The organism is Achromobacter sp. MFA1 R4, from assembly GCF_900156745.1.
In the GTDB taxonomy this organism is placed as follows: domain Bacteria; phylum Pseudomonadota; class Gammaproteobacteria; order Burkholderiales; family Burkholderiaceae_B; genus Achromobacter.
Window position 1 is genome coordinate 4,932,603 of the sequence record NZ_LT707065.1, and the last position, 21,395, is coordinate 4,953,997.

Genomic DNA, 21,395 nt, shown 5'->3' on the forward strand with positions numbered 1-21,395 from the left:
ATGTCGTTCTTTTAAATCCCGCGCGAGCGGCGCGACATACCAAAATATGAGTATGGAGCCTCGTTGGCCACGATCGACGTTCCGATCGCAGGCCGCCTGGATGGCAGGCTAGGTACGCAAGCTGGCGCGCGCGCGAAGGCGCAACCGCAGTCTTTCCAACGCCAGATACACGATCGGCGTCGTATACAAGGTCAGGAACTGGCTGATCATCAACCCGCCCACGATGGCGACGCCGAGCGGGCGGCGCAGTTCAGAGCCTTCGCCCATGCCTAGCACCAGCGGCAAGGCGCCGAGCAGGCCGGCCAGGTTGGTCATGACGATGGGCCGCAGGCGCAGCAGGGCGGCGCGGTGGATGGCCTGTTCGGGGGTCAGGTTTTCGCGCCGCTCCAGGCTGAGGGCGAAGTCGATCATCAGGATGGCGTTTTTCATGACGATGCCGACCAGCAGGAACAGGCCCAGCAGCGCGATCAGGGTGAATTCGATGCCGGCCAGCCGCAGCGCCAGCAGCGCGCCCACGCCCGCGGAGGGCAGCGTGGACAGGATGGTCAGCGGATGCAGGGGGCTTTCATACAGGATGCCCAGCACCAGGTAGATGGCGACCAGCACGGCCAGGATCAGCCAGGGCTGGTCCTGCAGGCTTTGCTGGAAATTGCGCGCATCGCCGCCCAGCCGGGTCTGGATGTGCGAGGGCACCATCAGTTTCGCCATGGCGGCGTCGATGGCGGCCAGGCCCTGTTCCAGCGACACGCCCGGCGCCAATGAAAACCCCACCCACACGGCCGCGAACAGGCCGTCGTGGTAGACGCGGTCGTTGACCAGCCCGTTGTCGTAGGTGGCAAAGGCGGTCAGCGGAACGCGGCTGCCGTCCGCCGCCACCACATGCACCTGCTCCAGGACTTCGGGGTCTTCGGTGTAGCGCGGGTCCAGCTCCAGCACGACGCGGTACTGGTTCATGGCGTCGTACAGGGTGGCGACCTGGCGCTGGCTGAATGAATTGCTCAGCACGCTGCTGACGGTCTCCATGTCCACCCCCAGCCGTTGCGCGGCGCTGCGGTCGATGTCGATCACGACCTGCTGCGTGGCGCCGTCGCCCTGGGCGTCCACGTCGCGCAGTTCGGGGATGTCCTGCATGGCGCGGGAGATCTTGCGCGACCATTCGCGCAAAGCCGGCACGTCGCTGGCCATGATGGCCAGTTCGTGGTCGCCGGAATTGCCGAGGCCGCCGGGCATGCGCAGGTCCTGGTCCACGTTCAGGAAGAACATTCCGCCCGGCACCGCGGGGGTGTTCATGCGCATCCAGTTGATGACCTCGGTGGAGGTCTCCCGACGTTCGGACGCGGGCTTCAGGCGGATCAGGAAGAGCGAATTGCTGATGCCCAGGCCGCCGCCGTTGTAGCCGATGACGTCCTGCACCGCCGGGTGCCTGAGCACCAGTTGCCGGTACTGGTCGATCTTGGGCTGCATGACCTGGAACGAAAAGCCGTCGTCGCCGCGCACGAAGCCCATGAGCTGGCCGGTGTCCTGGACGGGCAGAAAGCCCTTGGGGGCCTGCACGTACAGGTAGACATTCAGGCCGACGACGCCGGCCAGGATCAGCAGCGTCAGCCGGGCATGGCCCAGCACGCGCGCCAGCGACGTCCCGTACCAGTGGTGCACGCGGGCAAAGGCCGCCTGCAGGCGCGAAGGCCGCGGCGCGACGTGGCCCGCGGGGCGCAGCCAGCGCGCGCACAGCGCCGGGATGATCGCCACCGATACCACCAGCGAAATCACGGTGGCGGCCACCAGCGTGATGGAGAACTCGCGGAATAGCCGCTCCACCAGGCCGCCCATGAAGAGGATGGACACGAAGACCACGCTCAGCGCCACCGTCATGGCGACCAGGGTGAAGCCCACTTCGCGCACGCCGCGCAGCGCGGCCTTGACCGGGGTGAGCCCGCGTTCGAGGTGGCGCGAGATGTTCTCCAGCACGACGATGGCGTCGTCCACCACCAGCCCCGCCGCCACGATCAGTGCCATCAGCGACAGGTTGTTCAGCGAAAAGCCCCACGCGAACATGACGGCAAACGTGGCGATCAGGCACACGGGAATCGCCACGCTGGGAATCGCGGCGGCGCGGGCGTTGCCCAGGAACAGCCACACCACCAGGATCACCAGCCCGGCGGCCAGCCCCAAGGTGATGTGGGCTTCGCGCAGCGTGGCCTTGATGCCGGGCGAACGGTCCAGCGCCACGGTCAGGTCCACGTCGGCGGGCATCAGCTGGCGCAGGCCCGGCAGCGCCTGGTTGATGGCGTCGATGGTTTCGATGATGTTCGAACCTGGCTGGCGGCTGATCGTCAGCACCACCGCCGGATTGCCGTTGTGGAAACCGCTGCTGTAGCGGTTTTCGACCGAATCGCTGACGCGCGCCACCTGCGACAGCCGGATCACGGCGCCGTCCTGGTAGCGCACGATCAGGCTGTCGTAGTCGCGCGCGCGGCGCGGCTGCTCGGGCGTGCCGACTTCCCAGCGCCGCGCGGCCGAATCGAGCTGGCCTTGCGGGCCCATGGGCGCGGCGTCCGAAATCGCCTCCCGCACGTCGTCCAGCGCCACGCCGTAGTGGGCCAGCGCATTGGGATTGACCTGCACCCGCACCGCGGGCAGCGAGCTGCCGCCCAGGGTCACTTCGCCCACGCCGCCGATCTGCGAAATCTTCTGCGCCAGCACCGTTGACCCCAGGTCGTAGAGCTGGCCGGCGGGCCGGGTGGGGGAGCTGATCGCCAGCGCCATAATGGGCGCCTGCGACGGGTTGACCTTGCGGTAGGTGGGATTGCCCGGCATGCCCGCGGGCAGTTCGGCCCGCGCGGCGTTGATCGCGGCCTGCACGTCGCGCGCGGCTTCGTCGATGTTGCGGTCCAGCTCGAACTGGAGCTGCACGCGGGTCGATCCCTGGTTGCTGGATGAACTCATGGAACTGACGCCCGCGATGCTGCCCAGCGCCCGCTCCAGCGGCGCGGCTACGGTGCTGGCCATGCTCTCGGGGCTGGCGCCCGGCAGGTCGGCCCGCACCTCGATGGTCGGAAAATCCACCTGGGGCAGCGGCGCCACCGGCAGCAGCCGCCAGGCGACGGCGCCAAGCAGGGTCAGCGCCAGCGCCAGGAAAATGCAGGCGACCGGCCGGTGCAGCAGCGCCCGGATCATGGGGCGGGGCCTTCGGCGCCGGGCGCGGGCGTGGCCTGGGCGCGCCGCTGGCCCAGGCGGTGGAAGAAGAGGTAGACGGCGGGCGTGGTGAACAGCGTCAGGACCTGGCTGACCAGCAGGCCGCCGACCATGACCCAGCCCAGCGGCTGGCGCAGTTCGGCGCCGGAACCCGTCGCCAGCATCAGCGGCAGCGCGCCGAACAGGGCGGCCAGCGTCGTCATCAGGATGGGCCGCAGCCGCAGCAGCGCGGCCTCGCGGATCGCGTCCTGGGGCGCGAGCCCGCGCGTGCGCTCGGCCTCCAGCGCAAAGTCCACCATCATGATGCCGTTCTTCTTGACCAGTCCGATCAGGAGGATGATGCCGATGACGGCGATCAGGTCCAGCGGCCGGCCCGTGATCAGCAGGGCCAGCAGCGCGCCCACGGTGGCCGAGGGCAGGGTGGACAGGATGGTGACCGGATGGATCGCGCTTTCATACAGCATGCCCAACACCAGGTACATGGTCACCACCGCCGCCAGCATCAGCCACAGCGTGTTGGACAGCGAGGCCTGGAAGGCGGACGCCGCGCCCTGCAGGTGCAGCTCCACGCTTTCGGGCATGCCGATCTCTTGCCGGGCCGCCTCGATGGCGGCGATGGCCTGGCCCAGCGAGCCGCCGGGCGGCAGGTTGAACGACAGGTTCACTGCCGGGAACTGGGACAGGTGATTGACCGCCAGCGGCGCGGCGCGCTCGCTCACGGTGGCCAGGGCGGACAGCGGAATAGCCTGCCCGTTTTCCGTCTGCAGATGGATGCGTTCCAGCGCTTCGGGGCTGGTCGCCATCGACCGGTCCACTTCCAGCACCACGCGGTACTGGTTGGATTGGGTGAACAGCGTGGCGACCTGGCGCTGGCCGAAGGCGTTGTAGAGCGCCTGCGCCACGTCGTCCATCGTGACGCCCAGGCGCGCGGCGGCGTCGCGCGAGACCTCCAGATACGCCTGGCGCCCGCCGCCCTGCAGGTCGGACGACACATCGGCCAGCTCGGGCGCCTGGGCCAGCCGCTGCATCAGCGCGGCGGTCCAGCGCGACAGCAGCGCGCCGTCGGGCGAGGTCAGGCTGAACTGGTATTGGCCGCGGCTGACGCGGTCTTCGATGTTGAGCTCCTGCACGGGTTGCAGGTATAGCGAAATGCCCTGGACCTCGCGGGCGCGCGCGTCCAGCCGCGCCATGATGTCGGCCAGCGGCGCGCTGCGTTCGTGCCAGGGCTTGAGGTTGATCAGCAGCCGCCCCGTGTTCAGCGTCGCGTTCATGCCGTCGATGCCGATGAAGGACGACAGGGTGGCGACGTCCGGATCAGCCAGCAGGCGCTGCGCCACCGCCTGCTGGCGGCGCGACATGGCGTCGAACGACGTGCTTTGCGCCGACTGGGTCACGCCCTGCAGCACGCCGCCGTCCTGCACCGGGAAGAAACCCTTGGGCACCGCCAGGTACAGCAGGCCGGTGAGCGCCACGGTTGCCAGCATCGCCAGCAGGGTCAGCCGCTGGTGGCGCAGCGTCACGTCCAGCCATCCGGCATAGCGCGCCTGCAGGCGGTCCAGCAGCCCGGGCCGCGCGGGGGCGTGCGCGGGCAGCAGGCGCGCGCACATCATGGGCGTCAGGGTCAGCGACACCGCCAGCGAGATCAGGATGGCGACGGCCAGGGTAATGGCGAACTCGCGGAACAGCCGGCCCACCACGTCTTCCATGAAGAGCAGCGGAATCAGCACCGCGATGAGCGACAGGGTCAGCGACACCAGCGTGAAGCCGATCTGCCCCGCGCCCTTGAGCGCGGCGGCCATGGGGCTGTGGCCCTGCTCGCGGTAGCGCGCGATGTTCTCCAGCATGACGATGGCGTCGTCCACGACGAAGCCCGCGCCGATCGTCAGCGCCATCAGCGTGAGGTTGTTGGTGGAAAAGCCGGCCAGGTACATGAAGCCGAAGGTGCCGATCAGGGAGAGCGGCACGGCCAGGCTGGGGATCAGGGTGGCGGGCAGGTTGCGCAGGAACAGGAACGTCACCAGCACCACCAGGCCCACGGCGAAGGCCAGCTCCCACTGCACGCCGCGCACCGACGCGCGGATGCTGTCGGTGCGGTCGGTCAGGATGCGAACCTGCACGGCCGCGGGCAGGCTGGCGGTCAGTTGCGGCAGCAGCGCCTTGACCTGGTCGGCCACGGCGATCACGTTGGCGCCGGGCTGGCGCTGGATGTTCACCAGCACGGCGGGCTGGCTGTCGACCCAGGCGGCCAGGTAGCGGTCCTCGGCCCCGTCCTCGACCGTGGCGATCTGGCCCAGGCGAACCGGTGCGCCGTTCTTCCAGGCGACGATCAGCTCGCGGTATTCCTCGGCGCTCTGGAGCTGGTCGTTGGCGTCCATGATGACGGACCGCACCGGACCGTCGAAGCTGCCCTTGGGCTGGTTGGAATTGGCCTTGGTGATGGCCTCCTGCACGTCTGACAATTGCAGCCCGCGCGCGGCCAGCGCCATCGGATTGACCTGCACGCGCACGGCTGGGCGCTGTCCACCGGCCAGGCTGACCATGCCCACGCCCGAGAGCTGCGACAGCCGCTGGGTCATGCGCGTGTCGACCAGATCGTAGACCTTGGGCAGGGGCAGGGAATCGGACGTGACCGCCAGCGTCAGGATCGGCACGTCCGCGGGGTTGACCTTGCGGTAGACGGGCGGCGTGGGCAGGTCGTTCGGCAGCAGCGAATCGCTGGCGCTGATGGCCGCCTGCACCTCCTGTTCCGCCACGCCCAGCGGCACGTCCAGGGCGAATTGCAGCGTGATGACCGAGATGCCGCTGCCGCTGGTGGACGACATCTGCTTGAGGCCCGGGATCTGCCCGAAGCGGCGCTCCAGCGGCGCGGTCACCGCGCGCGCCGTCACGTTGGGACTGGCGCCCGGATACGGCGTGGTCACCTGGATGATGGGGTAGTCGACCTGCGGCAGCGCGGCAACGGGCAGCATGCGCAGGGCCAACAGGCCCGACAGCAGCAGGGCGATCATCAGGAAGGACGTGGCGACCGGGCGCAGGATGAAGGGGCGCGACAGGCTCATTCGGGATTCCTTTTGCTAGCCTTGCGGGTCGATGCGCTGGTCGACGACCTGCACGGCGCGGCCATCGTGCAGGCGGTCCACGCCTTCGACCACGACGCGCTCGTCCTGGGCCAGGCCCGCCAGCACGACGATGCGGCCGGCGTTGGCCGGGCCCAGTTCCAGCACCCGGCGCGTCGCCCGGGCATCGTCGCCGATGACGAACACGAATGCGCCCTCGGAACCGTACTGCACCGCGGCGCTCGGGATGGTCACCACGTTGTCCCGCTGCACCACGGCCAGCCGGATGTTCACAAACTGGTTGGGAAACAGCGATTCGTCGGCATTGTCGAAGCGGGCGCGCAGCCGCACCGTGCCGCTGGCGGCCTGGATGCGGTTGTCCAGCGCCTCCAGCGTGCCTTCGGCAAGGATCCGGCGGTCATCGGCGTCCCAGGCCTGCACGCGCAGCACCGGGTTGTCGGCCTGGGCCTGCCGCAGGATGTGCAGGCGGGTCTCCGAAATGCTGAAGAGCGCCGAGATGGGCGCCATCTGCACCAGGGTGGTCAAGCCGTCGGCGTCGGCCGCGCGCACCTGGTTGCCCGCGTCGACGCGCCGCAGCCCGACGCGGCCGGCGTGCGGCGCGACGATGCGGGTCAGGTCCAGCAGGCGCCGGGCATCGGCGACCTGCGCCTGGTGCTTCTGGCGCTGCGCGGCATAGGCGCGCACCTGGGCTTCGGCGGCATCGAGCTGCTGGCCCGCCACGGCCTCCTGGCGCGCCAGCTTGCGGTAACGCCGCAGGTCCGCTTCGGCGTTGTCCAGCAGCGCCTGCGTCTGGGCCAGTTCGCCTTCGGCCGACGCCAGCGCGGCCAGGTACGGGCGCGGATCGATCTCCGCCAGCAGCTGGCCCTGGGCCACGGCCTGGCCTTCGGTATAGTGCAGCCGGATCAGTTCGCCGTCGACCTGGCTGCGCACGGTCACCTGCGCCAGCGGGGTGATGGTGCCCAGTGCGTGCAGGTCGCGCTGCAGCGGGCCGATGCGCGCGGCGGCGACGCTGACCGCGACGGGCAGTTTTCCGTAGTTGGGCAACGGCGGAGCAGCAGAGCCCTTGTCGCCCGCGAGCCAGGCCGCCGCTCCGATCAGCAGGGCCAGCAACAGGGCGGCGGCGATCAGGATCAGGCGGGGGCGTGTCGGGGAGGGGCCCGCAAGGGAGCGCAGGGACATCAAGGCTGCCAGGCAAGGGGGTAGCGGACAGGCGAGATTCTATATTAATAATAATGATTAGCGTTATTAAGGCCGACGATCAAGCAGGGTTTGCGCGTATCGCGCCGGCCTTGGGCGCCGGTATCGTTTAGAGTGGCGGCTGTTTTCAATACCGAGTTTGCAAGGAGTGGGTCCATGGGCGAAAAATCCCTCGAAAGTCCGCGTGAGTTATGCGAGCGCCTGCAGGAAAGGCTGGCGGCCGAGCGCGCCCGGCTGGCGCAGTGGCAGCAGGTCGAATCGGAATACCAGCGCAAGTACACGCAGGCGCTGCGTCCGCTGGAAGAAAAGCTCAACCAACTGCGCTACAAGCTGGTGCTGTGTTTTGATCACGCGTACAAGGAAATGGGCCTGTCCAAGTCCGAACGCCAGTTCGTGTCCGAACTGGTCACGGAATTCGCGGAAGAGCTGCTGGTGCTGTCTGCCAAGACCGAGCTGCCCGCCGGCTGCGACACGGCGCGGCTCAGGACGCTCTACAAGAAGCATGGCGGCGTCGACTACGATGCGCATCTGGGCGGACTGGTGGAAAGCGCGCGCGACGAGCTGGCCGACGCGCTGGACCTGGACGACGCCGACCTGGACACGCTGTCGCCCATGCAGCTGCTTCAGGTCATCCAGGATCAATACGACGACGAGGACGCAGAAGAATTGCTGGAGTACGCCCGCGCCGTGAAGCTGCCGTCCGTGCCGAACGCCGCGGCCTGGCAGGCGTTGCAGCAGGCCGAACACGATCGGCTGGCCCAGGCCGCGCAGGACCCCGCGTTGCAGGTCGCCGTGCAGCCTGCCGGCGACATTCCCGACAGCGGGCTGCAGGAGGCCAACACGGTGCTCGCCGCCCAGCTCGCCGAGGTCCTCAGCCAGGTCGAGTTCGCCGAGGAAGGCTTCAAGCTGCGCTATGAACTGGACCCGTTCGCGTCCTTCGACCCGGACACGGTGCTGGAAGAGCTGGATGCCGACATCAAGGATGTCCAGGAATACATCCAGGAACTGGAGCACGAGGTCATGCAGTTCTCGGACGAGTCGCTGCTCAAGGCCTGGGTGAAGGCGATGCGGCGCGAAGTCGCCGCGATGGAACGCCGCGAAGGGCGGCGTTGACGGGGCCTGCCGTCAATCGGCGCCCTTGGGCCGCGACACCGGCATCACCCGCATGACCGGGGCCGCCGGTTTGGCGGCCGCATCCGCGCGCGGCCGGATCATCATCGGGAAGAACCGCCACAGGTACAGGCCCAGCGCCAGCGCCCAGGCGGTCGCCGACGCATGCAGCAGGCCCAGCGTGGCGGCCGTGGGCAGCAGGGCCGCCAGCCGCAATAGCGCCGCCAGGATCATCAGCGCGTAGCTCACGACCATGCTGCGGTCCGTCTGCAGCGGCCGCCCCAGATGGCCCAGGGCCGTGCGCGTCACCATCCCCAGGATCAGCACCGAGAATCCCGCCACGCCGATGACGTGGGCCGGCCACGCCTGCCGCACAACAAATCCGCCCAGTTGCGCGGCGCCCACCAGCAAGCCGATGCCCAGGCCGAGGTAGCCGGCATAGAGGATCCACAGCAACGGCACGCGGCGCACGGCCCACGGCTTCCATGACACCCACTGGACCAGCGCGACCGCGCCGCTTGCCGCCAGCGCCAGCGCGGCGGCCTGCTGCGCGCCCGCCAGCAGGCAGGCGATGGCGACGATGCCGGCGCCCAATTGCCAATGACCGCTGCGGGTGTGCGGGGGAATGTCCAGCCCGGCGACGGCGCGTTTGGCGAAAAAGGGCATGACGCGGCGCGCGATCAGCAGGGTCAGCACGGCCATGGACAGCAGGCCGGCGTTGAAGTAGCGCATCAGCGTCAGGTAGTCGCCCTGGACCGTGGCCCACAGATAAAGCCCATTGGTCGCGCCCAGCGCCAGCAGCAGGAAGGGCACGCCGTAGTTGCGCTGATTGCGCGTGACGGCCACCGCGCGTCCGAGCGCGCCGGCCGCCCACGCGAAGAACAGCACATCGGCCGCCGCGGCGACCAGGAAGGCGGGCCGTCCGGGCACGAGGTAGCCCACGCGCGCCACGATCCACAGTGCACACAGTACGGCCAGCGGATTGCCGCGCAGCGGGTTCCTGCCGGTCCAGTTGGCCCCCGCCGTCAGCAGAAAGCCCACGGCAATCGTCGCCACAAAGCCCCACAGCATTTCGTGCGCGTGCCAGAACATGCCGTTCAGCACGCCCGTCAGGCGCGCGGGCGCATGCACCCACAGCAGCACGGAAATCAGCGCCCAGCAACACCCGGCCAGGTAGAGCGGGCGAAACCCCATCTCGGTGAAGGCGGCCCAGGAGGGCGGCGGGCGGCGCGCGGGCCGTGCGGGTTCTTCGATGGAGAGCAGCGTTGTCATGGTCTGGCCCTTGCGCCATGCCGGCGCGGGGTTGCGGTTTTTAACGTGTATTTGAAATACATATTAACTCCGCGGGCCGGCCGCCGTGTCGGCCGGAATTGATCCAGCGCAAGCCTGGCCGGATCGCCCGCATGACTAGGCACATCGGAAATGCCCCTTTGGCCGGCTGGGGAATGGTGAGCCGAAGGCGGCCTCCTTAGGCTAGCCACATAGGAATTCGTCAGCAAAAGCGAGACTAACCATGGCAGCACATCAATCCTCGGCCGGCGCGCCGATGCGGGTCCTGATATCCAGTACGTTTGCCTTCACCATCTGCTTTGCGGTGTGGATGATCTTCGCCGTGCTGGGCATTCCCATCAAGAATCAGCTCGGCCTGTCCGAAACGCAATTCGGCCTGCTGGCCGCCATGCCGGTCCTGACCGGCTCTCTCGTCCGGGTGCCCCTGGGCATCTGGACCGACCGCTACGGCGGCCGTCCCGTTTTCTTTGTGCTGATGCTGCTGGCGGTGGCGCCGATCTGGCTGCTGTCCTACGCCACCGAGTACTGGCACTTCCTGGTGCTGGCGCTCTTTGTCGGCCTGACCGGCGGTTCGTTCTCGGTGGGCACGCCCTACGTGGCCCGCTGGTTTCCGCGCAACAAGCAGGGCCTGGCGATGGGCGTCTTCGGCGCGGGCAATTCCGGCTCGGCCATCACCAAGTTCGTGGCGCCCGCGCTGATCGCGTCCGCGGGCGGCGCCTGGGTCATCGTGCCCCAGGTGTACGCCGTGGCGCTGCTGGTCACCGCGATCCTCTTCTGGCTGTTTTCGTCGTCCGATCCCTCGCACCGCGTGGCGGGCGGCGCGTCGCTGTCGGCGCAGTTCGCCATGCTCAAGGACCCGCGCGTCTGGCGCTATTGCCAGTACTACTCGGTGGTGTTCGGCGGCTACGTGGCGCTGGCGCTCTGGATGACCAAGTACTACATCGGCGAGTACGGCTTCGACATGAAGCTGGCCGCGCTGCTGGCCGCGTGTTTCTCGCTGCCCGGCGGCGTGCTGCGCGCCTTGGGCGGCTGGATCTCCGACCGCTACGGCGCCTACAAGACCACGTGGTGGGTGATGTGGGTGTGCTGGGTCGCGTTCTTCATCCTGAGCTACCCGCAGACCGAGTTCACCATCCTGACCGCCGGCGGCCCGCGCTCGTTCGGCATCGCCCTGGGCCCCGTCACGTTCACCATCCTGCTGTTCATCGTGGGCATCGCGATGGCCATCGGCAAGGCCTCGGTCTTCAAGTTCATCTCCGATGAGTTCAGCGGCAACATCGGCGCCGTGTCCGGCATCGTCGGCCTGGCCGGTGGCCTGGGCGGCTTCGTGCTCCCCATCATGTTCGGCGTGCTGCTGGACCTGACGGGCATCCGCTCCAGCGCGTTCATGCTGCTGTACGGCACCGTCTGCGTGTCGCTCGTCTTCATGCATTTCAGTTTCCGGCCCGAAAGCGCGGCCATCGCCCGGCAGCAAGCCGCCTGACCCACCCCCACCCCCTGAGAGAATCCCATGTCCACTCATGTTCTTGCGCGCTGGGAGCCGGATAATCCCGGTTTCTGGAAACAGACCGGCGCGCGCGTCGCCAACCGCAATCTGTGGATCTCGATCCCGGCGCTGATGCTGGCGTTCAGCATCTGGATGCTGTGGAGCGTGGTCGTGGTCAACCTGGACCGCGCCGGCTTCATGCTGTCCAAGAACCAGCTTTTCTGGCTGACGGCGCTGCCCGCGCTGTCGGGCGCCACGCTGCGCATCTTCTATTCGTTCCTCGTGCCCGTCTTCGGCGGCCGCAGGTGGACGGCCATTTCGACCGCCTCGCTGCTGATTCCGGCGCTGGGCATGGGCTTTGCCCTGCGCGACCCGACCACCTCGTTTCCGACGCTGCTGATCCTGGCGCTGCTGTGCGGCCTGGGCGGCGGCAACTTCAGTTCCAGCATGGCCAACATCAGCTTCTTCTTTCCCAAGGAAAAGAAGGGCCTGGCCACCGGCCTGAACGCGGGGATCGGCAACCTGGGCGTGTCGCTGGTGCAGTTCGTGGTGCCGGTCGTGATTTCGGTGGGCGTCTTCGGCGTGGCCGGCGGCGACCCCCAGGTCATCACCGCCAACGGCGCGCAGCAGAACCTGTGGCTGCAGAACGCCGGCTTCATCTGGGTGCTGCCCATCGCGCTGGCGTCGATCGCGGCGTGGTTCGGCATGAACGACATCGCCGACGCGCGCGCCTCGTTCGCCGACCAGGCCGTGATCTTCAAGCGCAAGCACAACTGGCTGATGTGCTGGCTGTACGTGGGCACCTTCGGGTCCTTCATCGGCTTCTCGGCGGGTTTTGCCATGCTGACCAAGACCCTGTTCCCTACGGTGAACCCGATGGCCTATGCGTTCCTGGGCCCGCTGGTGGGGTCCCTGACGCGCCCCGTGGGCGGCTGGATCTCGGACAAGCTGGGCGGCGCGCGGGTCACGCTGTTCACCTTCGCCGGGATGATTGCCGCGGTGGCCGGCGTGATGATGTTCCTGCCGGCCGGCGGCCGGGCGGGCGACTTCAATGGCTTTCTGACGATGTTCATCGTGCTGTTCGCGCTGACCGGCGTGGGCAATGGCTCGACGTTCCGCATGATCCCCGTGATCTTCCTGCGTGAGCGCACGCAGGCCGCCCAGGGCAAGGGGCCGGCCGCGCAGAAGCAGGCCACGGCGGACGCCGCCAAGGAATCGGCGGCGGTGCTGGGCTTCTCGGGCGCCATCGGGGCGTACGGGGGCTTCTTCATCCCGCGCAGCTTCGGCACGTCGCTGGAAATGACGGGCAGCGTGCAGACCGCGCTGTACTGCTTCATCGCCTTCTACGCCACATGCATGGTCATCACCTGGTGGTACTACGCGCGCCGCAACGCGCCCGTGCCGTGCTGACGGCCGGATGGGGACCGGGACCGGGACCGGCTAGTCCGGCCCGCCCGGGTGTCTAGTCACTCTGCCGACCCCTGGTTGTGCCACCGGCGAATGGTCCGGCGCACGCCCCAGCCCTAAAGTGGTTTCAACAGCATCGATCGCAGTACGCGCCGGGAAGCCCGGCGTTCTTGGAGAAACACAATGAGTCATTTTCTGGACCGGTTGAAGTTCATGTCGCGGGTGAAGTCCACCTTCGCGAACGGTCATGGCGAAACGGTCAACGAAGACCGCAAGTGGGAAAACGCCTACCGCGCCCGCTGGCAGCACGACAAGGTGGTGCGCTCCACGCACGGCGTGAACTGCACCGGCTCCTGCTCCTGGAAGGTGTATGTCAAGAACGGCCTGATCACCTGGGAAACGCAGCAGACGGATTACCCGCGCACCCGGCCCGACCTGCCCAACCACGAGCCGCGCGGCTGTCCCCGCGGCGCGTCGTACAGCTGGTACGTGTACTCGGCGCAGCGCGTGAAATACCCCATGATCCGCGGCCGCCTGATCGAGATGTGGCGCGAGGCCCGCAAGACCATGGACCCGATCGCGGCCTGGGAATGGATCAGCCAGGACCCCAAGCGCGCCAAGCGCTACAAGTCGGTGCGCGGCCTGGGTGGCTTCGTGCGTGCGGACTGGGACACCGCCACGGAAATCATTGCCGCGGCCAACGCGCTCACCATCAAGAAGTACGGCCCGGACCGCGTGATCGGCTTTTCGCCCATCCCCGCCATGTCCATGGTCAGCTACGCCGCCGGCGCCCGCTACCTGAGCCTCTTGGGCGGCGCGTGCCTCAGCTTCTACGACTGGTATTGCGACCTTCCCCCCGCCAGCCCGCAGATCTGGGGCGAACAGACCGACGTGCCGGAATCGGCCGACTGGTACAACTCGACCTACCTGATGGTGTGGGGCTCGAACGTCCCGCAGACCCGCACGCCGGACGCGCACTTCTACACGGAAGTCCGCTACAAGGGCACCAAGACCGTGGCCGTGTCCAGCGACTTCGGCGAAATGGTCAAGTTCGGCGACATCTGGCTGGCGCCCAAGCAGGGCACCGACGCCGCGCTGGCCATGGCCATGGGCCACGTGATCCTCAAGGAATTCCACCTGTCGGGCAAGTCGGACTACTTCACGGACTACGTGCGCCGCTATACCGACATGCCGATGCTGGTGCAGCTCAAGGAGCGCGACGGCTTCTACGCGCCGGACCACTTCCTGCGCGCCTCGCAGCTGGACAACGCGCTGGGCGAACAGAACAACCCCGACTGGAAGACGCTGGTGCTGGACGAAACCACCGGCGATCTGGTGGCGCCCAACGGCAGCATCGGTTTCCGCTGGGGCGAGGGCGCTGTCAACGACGGCGAAAAGGTCGGCCGCTGGAACCTGGAATCCAGGGACGGCGGCACGGGGCGTGAGATCGTCCCGACGCTGACCCTGCTGGGCCAGTCGGACGACGTGGTCGGCGTGGGCTTCCCGTACTTCGGCAGCGAACACGACGAACTGCTGGTGCGCAACGTGCCCGCCCGCCGCATTCGCCTGGCCGATGGCACCGAGGCCCTGGTCGCCACCGTGTACGACCTGCAGATGGCCAACTACGGCCTGGACCGCGGCCTGAGCGGCGGCAACGTCGCGTCCTCGTACGACGATGACGTGCCCTACACCCCGGCCTGGCAGGAAAAGCACACCAGCGTGCCGCGTGCGCAGGTGATCCAGGTGGCGCGCGAGTTCGCGCAGAACGCGCACGACACCGAAGGCAAGTCCATGGTCATCGTCGGCGCCGGCCTGAACCACTGGTACCACATGGACATGATCTACCGCGGCATCATCAACATGCTGATGATGTGCGGCTGCGTGGGCAAGAGCGGCGGCGGCTGGGCGCACTACGTGGGCCAGGAAAAGCTGCGTCCGCAATTTGGCTGGGCGCCCCTGGCGTTCGCCGCGGACTGGGTCCGCCCGCCGCGGCAGATGAACGGCACGTCCTTCTTCTATGCGCACACCAGCCAGTGGCGCCATGAAAAGCTGAACGTGCAGGAAGTGCTCGGCCCCACCGCCGACCGCGCCAAGTACGGCGACCTCAGCATGATCGACCTGAACGCCCGCGCCGAGCGCATGGGCTGGCTGCCGTCGGCCCCGCAACTGCGCACCAATCCGCTGGACGTGGTGGCGCAGGCCGACAGCCTGGGCAAGGACCCGGTCGCCCACGCCGTCGACATGATGAAGTCGGGCGAACTGCGCATGTCCTGCGAAAACCCCGACGATCCGGCCAACTTCCCGCGCAACATGTTCGTGTGGCGCTCCAACATCCTGGGCTCCAGCGGCAAGGGCCACGAGTACTTCCTGAAGTACCTGCTGGGCACGCAGAACGCCGTGTTTGGCGACGAAGCCGCGGCCATCAAGCCGACCGAAGTCACCTACGAGGAAGACGCCGCCGAAGGCAAGCTGGACCTGCTGACGGTGCTGGACTTCCGCATGAGCACCACCTGCCTGTACGGCGACATCGTATTGCCCACGGCCACCTGGTACGAAAAGGACGACCTCAACACGTCCGACATGCACCCCTTCATCCACCCCTTGAGCGAAGCCGTGCAGCCGCTCTGGGAAAGCAAGACCGACTGGGAGATCTACAAGCTGCTGGCCAAGAAGTTCAGCGAGATCGGCGGCCCGTACCTGGGCAAGCGCCGCGACCTGGTACTGACCCCGCTGATGCACGACACCCCGGGAGAACTGGGCCAGGCCTTCGAGCCCAAGGACTGGAAGCTGGGCGAATGCGACCTCATTCCCGGCAAGACCGCGCCGTCGATGACGGTGGTCGAACGCGACTACAACGACATCTACCGCAAGTTCACGTCGGTGGGACCGTTGCTGGACAAGCTGGGCAATGGCGGCAAGGGCATCAACTGGAACACCCAGCACGAAGTCCACGAACTGGCCGGCATCAATGACAGCGTCACCGAAGCCGGCGTCAGCCAGGGCCGTCCGCGCCTTGACACCGCCATCGACGCGGCCGAAATGATCCTGACCTTCGCGCCCGAGACCAACGGCCATGTGTCGGTCAAGGCCTGGGAGGCGCTGGGCAAGATCACCGGACGCGACCACACGCACCTGGCCGTCGGCCGCGAGCACGACAAGATCCGCTTTCGCGACATCCAGGCGCAGCCGCGCAAGATCATCTCGGCGCCCACCTGGTCCGGCCTGGAAAGCGAAGAGGTCAGCTACAACGCCGGCTATACCAACGTGCATGAACTGATCCCATGGCGCACCCTGACGGGCCGCCAGCAGTTCTACCAGGATCACCGCTGGATGCTGGACTTTGGCGAGGGCTCGTGCGTATACAAGCCGGCCATCGACACCAAGACGGTCGCGCCCATGCTGGGCAAGTACCCGAACGGCGAAAAGGAACTGGTCCTGAACTGGATCACGCCGCACCAGAAGTGGGGCATCCACAGCACGTACTCGGACAACCTGCGCATGCTGACGCTGTCCCGCGGCGGCCCCCACGTCTGGGTGTCCGAAGCCGAGGCCAAGCAGGCCGGGCTGGTCGACAATGACTGGGTGGAAGTGTTCAACGTGAACGGCACGCTGACCGCCCGCGTGGTCGTGAGCCAGCGCGTGCCGGTCGGCATGTGCCTGATGTACCACGCGCAGGAAAAGATCGTGAACGTGCCCGGCGCCGAAACCAGCGGCAAGCGCGGCGGGATCCACAACTCGGTCACGCGCACCGTGCTCAAGCCCACGCACATGATCGGCGGCTACGCCCAGCAGGCCTACGGCTTCAACTACTACGGCACCGTGGGCGCCAACCGCGACGAGTTCGTGGTCGTGCGCAAGATGAACAAGGTGGACTGGCTGGAAGGCCCGCTCGTCGAAGAACTGCAACAAGAAGAGAAGCAATCATGAGGATACGCGCCCAAATCGGCATGGTGCTGAACCTGGACAAGTGCATCGGCTGCCACACTTGCTCGGTCACCTGCAAGAACGTCTGGACCAGCCGCGACGGTGTCGAATACGCCTGGTTCAACAACGTGGAAACCAAGCCCGGCATCGGCTATCCGAAGGAATGGGAGAACCAGAAAAAGTGGAAGGGCGGCTGGACCCGCACCGCCGCCGGCAAGCTGGAACCGCGCCAGGGCGGCAAGCTGCGCATCCTGGCGAACCTCTTCGCCAATCCGAACCTGCCCGCCATCGACGACTACTACGAGCCGTTCACCTACGACTACGAGCATCTGCAGAACGCGCCGCTGTCGCAGACGCCGCCCACCGCGCGCCCGGTGTCGGTGCTGACGGGCAAGAAGATGGACAAGATCCAGTGGGGCCCGAACTGGGAAGACGACCTGGGCGGCGAATTCAGCGCGCGCAGCCGCGATGCGCTGTTTGAAGGCGTGCAGAAGGAGATGTACTCGACCTTCGAGAACACCTTCATGATGTACCTGCCGCGCCTGTGCGAGCACTGCCTGAACCCGGCCTGTGTCGCGAGCTGCCCGTCCGGTTCCATCTATAAGCGCGAAGACGACGGCATCGTTTTGGTCGACCAGGACAAATGCCGCGGCTGGCGCATGTGCATCTCGGGCTGCCCGTACAAGAAGATCTACTACAACTGGAGCAGCGGCAAGGCCGAGAAGTGCACGTTCTGCTATCCGCGCATCGAGGCGGGCCAGCCGACCGTGTGCTCGGAAACCTGCGTGGGCCGCATCCGCTACCTGGGCGTGCTGCTGTACGACGCCGACCAGATCGAAAACGCCGCGTCCACCGCCAGCGAGCAGGACCTGTACGAAGAACAGCTCGGCCTCTTCCTGGACCCGCACTCGCCCGAGGTGATCGCCGCCGCGCGCGAGCAGGGCATCCCGGAATCGTGGCTGGAAGCCGCCCGCAACTCGCCGGTCTACAAGATGGCCGTGCAGTGGAAGGTCGCCTTCCCGCTGCATCCGGAGTACCGCACGCTGCCCATGGTCTGGTACATCCCGCCGCTGTCGCCCATCCAGACGGCTGCCGAGGCCGGCAAGATGCCGCAACGCACCGTCGGCAAAAGCGGCATGATCCCCGACGTGTCGTCCTTGCGCATCCCCGTGCGCTACCTGGCCAACCTGCTGACCGCCGGCAAGGAAGCGCCGGTGCTGCAGGCCCTGGAACGCATGCTGGCCATGCGCGCCTACAAGCGGTCCGAGACCGTCCACGGCGAACGCGACACCGACCTGCTGGACCAGGTCGGCCTGTCCGAGGAAACCGTGCAGGACATGTACCGCATCATGGCCATCGCCAACTACGAGGACCGCTTCGTCGTGCCCAGCAGCCACAAGGAAGTGGTCGAGGACAGCTTCAACGAAAAGGGCAGTTGCGGCTTCACGTTCGGCAACGGTTGCTCGGGCGGCGTGTCGGAAGGCAGCCTGTTCGGCCGCAAGCCGCAGGGCAGCGAAATCTTCATCGAGATGCCCAAGTCCCGCAAGAAGGCCGTGTCGGCCTGAGGAAAGGAGAAAACCATGAGCCTGTACCGTCTGCTTTCCGCCATGCTGTGCTACCCCGAGCCCGAACTGCTGGACCACCTGGGCGAACTGGAAGCGGCCATCGCGGCCTATCCGGACGCCGAGGAAACCCTGCAGCCGCTGGTGGGCTACCTGGCCGCCAACGACCTGATTCCGCTGCAGGAAAACTACGTCGCCACCTTCGACCGCAACCGCTCGCATTCGCTGCACCTGTTCGAACACGTGCACGGCGAAAGCCGCGACCGCGGCCAGGCCATGGTCGACCTGCTGGACACCTACCGCGAGCATGGCTTTGAGCCGATGGTGTCCGAACTGCCGGACCATGTGCCGCTGTTCCTGGAATTCCTGGGGGTCATCGACCCCGACAAGGCGCAGGAACTGCTGGACGAAGCCATCCACGTGCTCGCGGCCATCGGCGCCCGCCTGGCCAAGGGCGACAGCCCCTACGCCTGCATCTTCGCGGTGCTGCGGGCCCAGTCCCGCGTGATCCCGCGCGTGCAGACCGAGGCGCCGGTGCGCGACATGGACGAGGCGATGGAGATCTTCGGCGCCGGCGCGGACGGCGTGGAGCCGCTGCTGCGGCCGTTTTCGGGCGACGGCGCGCAGACCGTGCGCTTCTATCCCCGTTCGCCCGCGACCCATTAACGCTCAGGACGACGCATCATGAATTCCCTGAATCAGTTTCTCTTCGGCATCTATCCCTACATCGCGCTGACGGTCTTCCTGCTGGGCAGCCTGGCGCGCTTCGAGCGCGAGCAGTACACCTGGAAGTCCGACAGCTCGCAGCTCCTGCACCGGGGCCAGCTGCGCCTGGGCAACATCCTGTTCCACATTGGCATCCTGGGCCTGTTCTTCGGACACCTGGTCGGGCTGCTGACGCCGGTCATCGTGTGGGACACGCTGGGCGTGTCGCATTCCCTGAAGCAGATGGTCGCGATGGTGGCCGGCGGCGTAATGGGCGGGCTGTGCCTGATCGGCCTCTTGATCCTGATCCACCGCCGCCTGACGGACCCGCGCATCGCCCGCGCCACCCGTCCGGGCGACAAGCTCCTGCTGCTGTGGATCCTGGTCACGCTGCTGCTGGGGCTGTCCACCATCGTGCTGTCGGCCGGCCACATGGACGGCGAGATGATGGTGCACCTGATGACCTGGGCGCAGCACATCGTCACCTTCCAGGGCGACGCCGCCAGCTACATCGCCGGCGTGCCGCTGCTGTTCAAGGCGCACCTCTTCATGGGCCTGACGCTCTTCGTGATCTTCCCGTTCACCCGGCTGGTGCACGTGTGGAGCGGCTTTGCGTCGGTCGGCTATCTGGGCCGTGCCTGGCAACTGGTGCGTCCGCGCTGATCCCTCGTCCAAGGAGCCGACCATGCCTGTCATCGTCAATGGCGTCGAACTGAACGACGCGGATCTGGAACGTGAACTGCCCCTGCACGCCGAAGCCGGCAATCCCATGCGCGAGGCCGTCACGGCCCTGGTGCTGCGGCGCGTGCTGCTGGACGAGGCCGGCCGCCAGGGTCTGGACCTCTCGGACGAGGAAAGCGCCATCGGCGCCTTGCTCGCCAGCCAGGCGCCCGCGCCCGAGGCCGACGAGGCGGCCTGCCGCCGCTTCTACCAGATGCACCCCGAGCGTTTCATGGTGGGCGAACTGGTCGAGGCGGACCACATCCTGTTCCAGGTCACGCCCGACGTGAACCTGGACATGCTGAAAGCGCATGCCAACGTGGTGCTGGCCGACCTGCTGGCGGACCCGTCACGCTTTGCCGAGGTCGCGCGCGCGCAGTCCAATTGCCCGTCCGCGGCCGTGGGCGGCAATCTGGGACAGCTCGGGCGCGGCGACACCGTGCCGGAGTTCGAACGCGCGGTGTTCGCGCTGCCCTCGGGCGGGCTGCTGCCGCAATTGCTGCAGACACGGCATGGCCTGCACATCGTGCGCGTCACGCGGCGTGTCGAAGGGCGGCTGCTTCCTTTCGAGCAGGTCGCCCGGCAGATCGCCGCGGCGCTTACCGCCATGAGCCGCGATACCGCCTGGCGGCAGTACACCAAGCTGCTGGTGGGGCGGGCCAAGATCTCGGGCATCGACCTGGACGACGGCGAACCCGAGCGGGTCTTCGCCGGGAGCGCCGCATGATGGACGAGCCTGCGCCTGCCACCCTGACGGACGGCTTCGGCCGCCGCATCGACTATCTGCGCGTGTCCGTCACCGACCGCTGCGACCTGCGCTGCAGCTACTGCCTGCCCAAGGATTTCAAGGGCTTCGAAACGCCGGCCAACTGGTTGTCCCACGACGAAATGGCCCGGCTGGTCGGGCTGTTCGTCGGCCTGGGCGTCGCCAAGGTCCGGCTGACCGGCGGCGAGCCGCTGCTGCGCAAGGGCGTGGCCGGGCTGGCGGCCACCATCGCCGCCATGCCCGGCCTGCGCGACCTGTCCGTGTCCACCAACGCCACGCAACTGGCCCGCCATGCGCAGTCGCTGCGCGCGGCGGGGGTGGACCGCCTGAACATCAGCCTGGACACGCTGGACGCCGCGGCCTTCGCGCAGATCACCGGGCGCGACTGCCTGGCGTCCGTGCTGGCCGGCCTGGCGGCGGCGCGGCAGGCCGGTTTTTCCCCGATCAAGCTCAACAGCGTGGTGCACGCCGCCACACCCGAATCCGACGTGCGGCGCCTGCTGGCGTACGCGATGGAACAGGGCTTCGTGCTGCGCCTCATCGAACCCATGCCGATGGGCGAGTGCGGGCGGGGCCACGCGCACACCGACCTGAATGCGATGGGCGCGCGGCTGGCGGCGGACGCCGGCCTGCTGCCGTCGCTGGCGCAATCGCGCAACGGCCCGGCGCGGTACTGGACGGGCGGGCAGGGCGCGCCGGTGCTGGGCGTCATCACGCCGATGTCGCGCCATTTCTGCGCCACCTGCAACCGCGTCCGGCTGGGCGTGGACGGCACCCTGTACCTTTGCCTGGGCCAGGAAGACCAGGTCCCGCTGGGACGCCTGCTGCGCGCGGGTGCCAGCGACGGCGACCTCATCCAGGCCATCGTGGCGGGCATCGCCGCCAAGCCGGAGCGCCACGAATTCAACGCCCGTCCCGAACGCATCGTGCGTTTCATGGCGCAGACGGGAGGCTGA

The 21,395-nt window shown here is 67.6% G+C and carries 13 protein-coding genes; 9 read left to right on the plus strand and 4 right to left on the minus strand.

The genetic code is table 11. From position 1 onward, the window contains the following. Positions 1 to 108: 108 nt before the first annotated feature. From BXA00_RS22585 to BXA00_RS22595, 3 genes are read right to left on the minus strand one after another with little or no spacing between them, the layout of a single operon-like run. On the minus strand, positions 109 to 3,177 hold the full coding sequence (locus BXA00_RS22585; protein WP_076520628.1) for an efflux RND transporter permease subunit: 3,069 nt from the start codon (positions 3,175 to 3,177) through the stop codon (positions 109 to 111). Next, entirely contained in the window at positions 3,174 to 6,254 is a 3,081-nt protein-coding gene (locus BXA00_RS22590; RefSeq protein ID WP_076520629.1) for a multidrug efflux RND transporter permease subunit, read from the minus strand. The genes BXA00_RS22585 and BXA00_RS22590 overlap by 4 nt, the downstream gene beginning before the upstream one ends. A gap of 15 nt (positions 6,255 to 6,269) precedes the next feature. Next, positions 6,270 to 7,451: an efflux RND transporter periplasmic adaptor subunit gene (locus BXA00_RS22595; protein WP_076520630.1), complete on the minus strand. Its 1,182-nt coding sequence runs from the start codon at positions 7,449 to 7,451 to the stop codon at positions 6,270 to 6,272. A 174-nt stretch (positions 7,452 to 7,625) separates the two neighbouring features. Between BXA00_RS22595 and BXA00_RS22600 the strand changes: the two genes are divergently transcribed. Then, the gene (locus BXA00_RS22600; protein ID WP_076520631.1) at positions 7,626 to 8,582 is read left to right on the plus strand and encodes a molecular chaperone DnaJ; all 957 of its coding nucleotides are present in this window, start codon (positions 7,626 to 7,628) and stop codon (positions 8,580 to 8,582) included. A 12-nt stretch (positions 8,583 to 8,594) separates the two neighbouring features. Here the strand turns inward: BXA00_RS22600 and BXA00_RS22605 are convergent, their stop codons facing one another. Beyond that, positions 8,595 to 9,851, minus strand: coding sequence for an NnrS family protein (locus BXA00_RS22605; RefSeq protein WP_076520632.1), 1,257 nt, complete (start codon positions 9,849 to 9,851; stop codon positions 8,595 to 8,597). Positions 9,852 to 10,092: 241 nt separating this feature from the next. Between BXA00_RS22605 and BXA00_RS22610 the strand changes: the two genes are divergently transcribed. The 8 genes from BXA00_RS22610 to moaA all read left to right on the plus strand — a co-directional run bounded on the left by BXA00_RS22610 (position 10,093) and on the right by moaA (position 21,395). After that, positions 10,093 to 11,352 (plus strand): nitrate/nitrite transporter, encoded by a 1,260-nt coding sequence (locus BXA00_RS22610; protein ID WP_076520633.1) that lies wholly within the window; start codon positions 10,093 to 10,095, stop codon positions 11,350 to 11,352. Positions 11,353 to 11,379: 27 nt separating this feature from the next. Further along, positions 11,380 to 12,765 carry a NarK family nitrate/nitrite MFS transporter gene (locus tag BXA00_RS22615; RefSeq protein ID WP_076520634.1) on the plus strand — a complete coding sequence of 462 codons (1,386 nt, stop codon included), beginning with the start codon at positions 11,380 to 11,382 and terminating at the stop codon, positions 12,763 to 12,765. Between the two features lie 180 nt (positions 12,766 to 12,945). Continuing rightward, positions 12,946 to 16,689: a nitrate reductase subunit alpha gene (locus tag BXA00_RS22620; protein WP_076520635.1), complete on the plus strand. Its 3,744-nt coding sequence runs from the start codon at positions 12,946 to 12,948 to the stop codon at positions 16,687 to 16,689. Then, positions 16,686 to 18,251, plus strand: a complete 1,566-nt coding sequence (gene narH / locus BXA00_RS22625) for a nitrate reductase subunit beta (protein WP_076520636.1) — start codon at positions 16,686 to 16,688, stop codon at positions 18,249 to 18,251. The genes BXA00_RS22620 and narH overlap by 4 nt, the downstream gene beginning before the upstream one ends. 15 nt (positions 18,252 to 18,266) lie before the next feature. Beyond that, the gene (gene narJ / locus BXA00_RS22630; protein WP_076520637.1) at positions 18,267 to 18,914 is read left to right on the plus strand and encodes a nitrate reductase molybdenum cofactor assembly chaperone; all 648 of its coding nucleotides are present in this window, start codon (positions 18,267 to 18,269) and stop codon (positions 18,912 to 18,914) included. 18 nt (positions 18,915 to 18,932) lie between these two features. Continuing rightward, on the plus strand, positions 18,933 to 19,616 hold the full coding sequence (narI, locus tag BXA00_RS22635) for a respiratory nitrate reductase subunit gamma (protein WP_076520638.1): 684 nt from the start codon (positions 18,933 to 18,935) through the stop codon (positions 19,614 to 19,616). A gap of 22 nt (positions 19,617 to 19,638) precedes the next feature. Continuing rightward, the gene (locus BXA00_RS22640) at positions 19,639 to 20,400 is read left to right on the plus strand and encodes a peptidylprolyl isomerase (RefSeq protein WP_076520639.1); all 762 of its coding nucleotides are present in this window, start codon (positions 19,639 to 19,641) and stop codon (positions 20,398 to 20,400) included. Next, a complete protein-coding gene (gene moaA / locus BXA00_RS22645) occupies positions 20,397 to 21,395 on the plus strand; it encodes a GTP 3',8-cyclase MoaA (RefSeq protein ID WP_076520640.1) in 999 nt (332 codons plus the stop codon). Before BXA00_RS22640 ends, moaA begins: the two co-directional genes overlap by 4 nt.